Below are 4,859 nucleotides of genomic sequence, written 5' to 3' on the forward strand. Positions count from 1 at the left end.
AGCGCCTAAGGCGCTTTTTTATTCAATTAAAACGCTTTTATTGACGTCTCATCGAATCAAAAAATTCATCATTGGTTTTGCTCATCGATAGTTTATCGATTAAGAATTCCATTGCATCAATTTCTGACATGTCATGAACAATTTTACGTAAAATCCAAAGCTTTTGAAGTTCATCTGGTTTTGTTAGTAATTCTTCACGACGAGTACCTGAGCGGTTAAAGTCGATAGCTGGGAATACACGTCTTTCCGCAATTTTACGGTTAAGGTGAAGTTCCATGTTACCAGTACCTTTAAACTCTTCGTAGATAACTTCATCCATTTTAGAGCCAGTATCGATAAGAGCTGTAGCTATGATTGTTAAGCTACCACCTTCCTCAACGTTACGTGCAGCACCAAAGAAGCGCTTAGGTTTATGTAATGCGTTAGCGTCAACACCACCAGTAAGTACTTTACCTGATGAAGGAATAACGGTGTTATAAGCACGTGCTAAACGAGTGATTGAATCCAATAAGATAACAACATCTTTTTTATGTTCAACTAGGCGTTTTGCTTTTTCGATAACCATTTCGGCAACTTGTACGTGACGAGAAGCTGGTTCATCAAACGTTGATGCAATAACTTCACCTTTAACTAGGCGTTGCATCTCTGTTACTTCTTCCGGACGTTCATCAATAAGTAAAACCATTAATGTTACATCAGGATGATTGTGCGTAATTGATTGTGCAATATTTTGAAGTAGCATTGTTTTACCCGCTTTTGGCGGAGCTACTAACAAACCACGTTGGCCGCGGCCAATAGGAGATGCTAAATCAAGTACACGGGCTGTAATATCTTCTTTACTGCCGTTACCACGTTCCATGCGAAAACGTTCGTTTGCATGTAATGGAGTAAGGTTTTCAAAAAGAATTTTAGTTCGAGAGTTTTCAGGTTTATCAAAGTTAACTTCATTTACTTTAAGTAAAGCAAAGTAACGTTCACCGTCTTTAGGTGGACGAATAAGACCTGAAATTGAATCGCCAGTACGCATGCTGAAACGGCGAATTTGGCTAGGTGAAACATAAATGTCATCTGGGCCAGCTAAGTAAGAGGCTTCTGATGATCTTAAGAAGCCGAAACCATCTTGTAAAATCTCTAATACACCGCCGCCGAAGATATTCTCTCCGCCTTTGGCATGGGATTTAAGAATGGCAAAAATGATATCTTGCTTTCTTAAGCGGGCTACGTTTTCGAGCCCCATGGACTCAGCTAAGTCTACAAGCTCTTTAATGGACTTGTCTTTTAATTCGCGTAAATGCATATTGGTGGGTTCTTTATTACAGTTGTCATACTCAAAATCGCTTTGATCGTTGAGTGAGGTTTGTTGAATATAACTAAGGATTAGTTGGCTTTATAAACTAGCAGTTCACTGGCAAAGCGTCCAGTCTTTATACAAAATAAATTTAAAAAAGGGCAAAAAGCCCTTTTTATTGTTCTAGCTTACAGTTAGATGTTGTTTTCTAAAAACTCAATAAGTTGAGTTTTTGAAAGAGCACCTACTTTCGTTGCAGCTACTTGACCATCTTTAAAAAGAAGTAAAGTAGGAATACCACGAATACCAAATTTTGGCGGTGTGCCAGCATTTTGGTCAATGTTTAATTTAGCAACAGTCACACGGCTGTCGTATTCATCAGCAACTTCGTGAAGAATAGGGGCGATCATTTTACAAGGTCCACACCATTCAGCCCAGAAATCTACTAGTACTGGTTTGTCAGATTGTAATACGTCAGCTTCAAAGCTATCGTCAGTAATTTGGATTATTTTCTCGCTCATTGCGCTCTCCGATTTAGTTAGGCGAAATATTTAGTGCGTATTTAAACACTCTTGTTTCTTATTGCAAGTTTAAACGTTATGCTTAAACGCTATGACTAAGACACATTTAACCGATAAAAAGTTTTCAGACTTTGCTATCGCACCGGAAGTGGTTGCCGGTTTAACCGAGAATGGGTTTGAATATTGCACACCTATTCAAGCAAAATGCCTACCTTTTATTTGTGATGGACGCGATATCGCGGGCCAAGCTCAAACAGGTACAGGCAAAACATTGGCGTTTTTAACTGCCACGTGCCATCGGTTATTACAATCTAGCAAAGCACCTAGTAAACATCCAAGAGCCCTGATCATGGCCCCTACTCGGGAGCTTGCGATTCAGATACACAAAGATGCTAAAATTTTAGCGCCGCACTGTAATCTTAACTTAGGTTTAGTATATGGTGGCGAAGATTACGAAAAACAACGTGCACAACTAGAAAAAGGCGTTGATATTTTAATTGGTACTACAGGTCGTCTAATTGATCTGTATAAGCAAGGCTGTTACACCCTTAATGAAATTGAGGTAGTCGTGCTTGACGAAGCTGATCGTATGTTCGATTTAGGTTTTATCAAAGATATTCGCTATATGTTCGATCGTATGCCAGATACATCAAAGCGTTTAAACTTATTATTTTCTGCCACATTATCGTATCGCGTACAAGAATTAGCTTTTGAGCACATGACAAACCCAGAACATGTTCAAATTGAACCTGACGTTAAAACGGGTAAACGTATTCAAGAAGAGCTATTTCATCCTTCGCAAGAAGATAAAATTAAGCTGTTGTTAAGCTTAATTGAAGAAGAATGGCCAGAGAAAGCAATCGTGTTTGCAAATACCAAGCACAGTTGTGAAACAGTATATGCTTGGCTTAAGTCAGACGGTCATCGTGTAGGTATGCTTACTGGTGATGTTAACCAGAAAAAACGCCAAACTATATTAGCGCAGTTTAGCAAAGGCGACTTAGACTTTTTAGTTGCGACTGATGTTGCAGCGCGTGGTCTTCATATTCCAGAAGTAAGTCATGTATTTAACTTTGATTTACCTGACGATTGTGAAGATTATGTTCACCGTATTGGTCGTACTGGCCGCGCTGGTGCATCAGGCCACGCAATTAGTTTTGCATGTGAGCAATATGCATATAACCTGCATGAAATTGAAGAATATATAGAGCACAGCATTCCTTTATCACATTATGATAAAACAGCATTGCTAGATGATTTAACTCAGCCTATCATTCAAAGAAAGCGCAACTATTCAACAGGTCCACGTAACCGTAGTAATAACAGCGGACGTCGCCCAAATAATAGTTACCAAAAAGGACGGTCGTAAACGACCGTTTGTATAAGTAGTAGTAACTAGAGGTTTTTGAACGGTGGGGCAACTTAAACCGCAAAAAAATGTGTACGCAGTTATTGATTTGGGCTCAAATAGCTTTCATATGCTTATAGCCAAATCAATTGCTGGCGGTCTACAAACAATTGGACGTGTTAAACGCAAAGTCCGATTAGCCGCAGGGCTTGATAAAGATAACGTATTGAGCACTGAAGCAATGCAGCGAGGCTGGGAATGCCTTGCCCTTTTTGCTGAGCGTCTACAAGATATCCCAGATAAAAACATCACCATAGTAGCAACAGCCACCTTACGGTTAGCAACTAACGCCGAAGTATTCAAAAATCATGCAGAAAAGATTCTTGGCCATAACATTAATGTTATTAGCGGAGAATTAGAAGCGCGTACAATTTATAAAGGTGTTGCTCATACTTCATCTTGTACTGGCAAACAGCTTGTTATTGACATTGGTGGTGCAAGTACCGAAGTTGTAATTGGTAAAGCATTTGATGCCTTACATTACAAAAGCCTCAATATGGGGTGTGTTACCTATCTTGAACGCTATTTCAAAGACTGCCAATTAAGTAAGAGTAACTTTAACGCAGCCATAAAAGCAGCTCGTACAGTCATTGATGAAATTTCTCCAGAATATAAAACAGCGGGATGGCAAATTGCATCTGGTGCTTCTGGCACAGTGCAAGCAATTCAAGAAATTATGGTCGCTCAAAATCTTGACGATTTACTTACGCTTGAAAAGCTCAACACTATAAAAGAGCAAGCAATTGCATTTAGCACTATTGCAGCGCTAGACCTTCCTGGATTAAGTGAAGACCGTCGACTGGTATTTGTATCAGGGCTCGCAATCTTAATCGCACTATTTGAATCTCTTGAAATAGAAAAAATGGGATTGGCGGGTGGAGCACTGCGTGAAGGCGTTTTATATAGCATGGTTCCGGAGTTTCATAATAACGACATTCGTAAACGCACAGTTGATGGGTTTATGAGTCGTTATCACGTTGATCAAAAACAAGCGTGTCGGGTTTCAAGCTTAGCTATGCAGTTAGCGGTAAGTATTGATAAAGATTGGCCAATTGAACGTTTAAATGGGTTACCACTATTAAAAGCGGTAGCGCAGCTTCATGAGATTGGATTACTAATAGAATATAAGCAGTACCATAAACACACCGCTTATATTTTGGAAAATACCGATATGCCTGGTTTTTCACAGTCAGAGCATAAATTAATAGTAGCGGTAGCAGATGCGCATCGTTCTGATTTTCCAAAAGGCTGTTTTAATTCACTCGGCGTAAATAGTCTATTGGCGCAATATATAGTGAGATTACTACGGATAGCAGTCATCTTATCAATGCGCAGACAAGATGATGTACTGCCTATGTTTGAGTTAACTGCTAAAAATGAAGTGTTAGACCTTAAGTTTGAAAGTAACTGGTTAAAAGATCATCCATTAATGGCCAGCGAGCTACAACAAGAGTCTAAACAGCAAGGTAAACTTGGGTGGAAGCTCATAGTAAACTAATTAAAAAGGCCCATCAGGGCCTTTTTAGTGTTTAAAGTAACCATTTCGATGCAAATATGTGCGAACAGCACATTATTTCAAGTTTTCTTCAAAAAAAGGTTGATCTGTTTTCGGATCTCCCTATAATGCGACCCCACTGAGACG

The 4,859-nt window shown here is 39.4% G+C and carries 4 protein-coding genes; 2 read left to right on the top strand and 2 right to left on the bottom strand.

Translation table 11 applies throughout. The annotated features are described in order from the left end of the window. Nucleotides 1-37: 37 nt before the first annotated feature. Nucleotides 38-1,297 (bottom strand): transcription termination factor Rho, encoded by a 1,260-nt coding sequence (gene rho, locus GQR46_RS16060; RefSeq protein ID WP_002960945.1) that lies wholly within the window; start codon nucleotides 1,295-1,297, stop codon nucleotides 38-40. Nucleotides 1,298-1,482: 185 nt separating this feature from the next. Then, the gene (gene trxA, locus GQR46_RS16065; RefSeq protein ID WP_002960942.1) at nucleotides 1,483-1,809 is read right to left on the bottom strand and encodes a thioredoxin TrxA; all 327 of its coding nucleotides are present in this window, start codon (nucleotides 1,807-1,809) and stop codon (nucleotides 1,483-1,485) included. A gap of 91 nt (nucleotides 1,810-1,900) precedes the next feature. Here trxA and rhlB point away from each other — a divergent pair, with 91 nt between their 5' ends. After that, nucleotides 1,901-3,178 (top strand): ATP-dependent RNA helicase RhlB, encoded by a 1,278-nt coding sequence (rhlB, locus tag GQR46_RS16070; protein ID WP_165741477.1) that lies wholly within the window; start codon nucleotides 1,901-1,903, stop codon nucleotides 3,176-3,178. Between the two features lie 43 nt (nucleotides 3,179-3,221). Then, a complete protein-coding gene (gene gppA / locus GQR46_RS16075) occupies nucleotides 3,222-4,715 on the top strand; it encodes a guanosine-5'-triphosphate,3'-diphosphate diphosphatase (protein WP_007580584.1) in 1,494 nt (497 codons plus the stop codon). The last annotated feature ends 144 nt before the right edge of the window (nucleotides 4,716-4,859 follow it).

Source organism: Pseudoalteromonas sp. Z1A6 (genome assembly GCF_011378745.1).
Taxonomy (GTDB): domain Bacteria; phylum Pseudomonadota; class Gammaproteobacteria; order Enterobacterales; family Alteromonadaceae; genus Pseudoalteromonas; species Pseudoalteromonas arctica.

What these genes read in the sequence shown, in the direction of transcription:
- rho (WP_002960945.1), bottom strand. Translation starts at nt 1,297, where the DNA reads ATGCATTTACGCGAATTAAAAGACAAGTCCATTAAAGAGCTTGTAGAC.
- trxA (WP_002960942.1), bottom strand. Translation starts at nt 1,809, where the DNA reads ATGAGCGAGAAAATAATCCAAATTACTGACGATAGCTTTGAAGCTGAC.
- rhlB (WP_165741477.1), top strand. Translation starts at nt 1,901, where the DNA reads ATGACTAAGACACATTTAACCGATAAAAAGTTTTCAGACTTTGCTATC.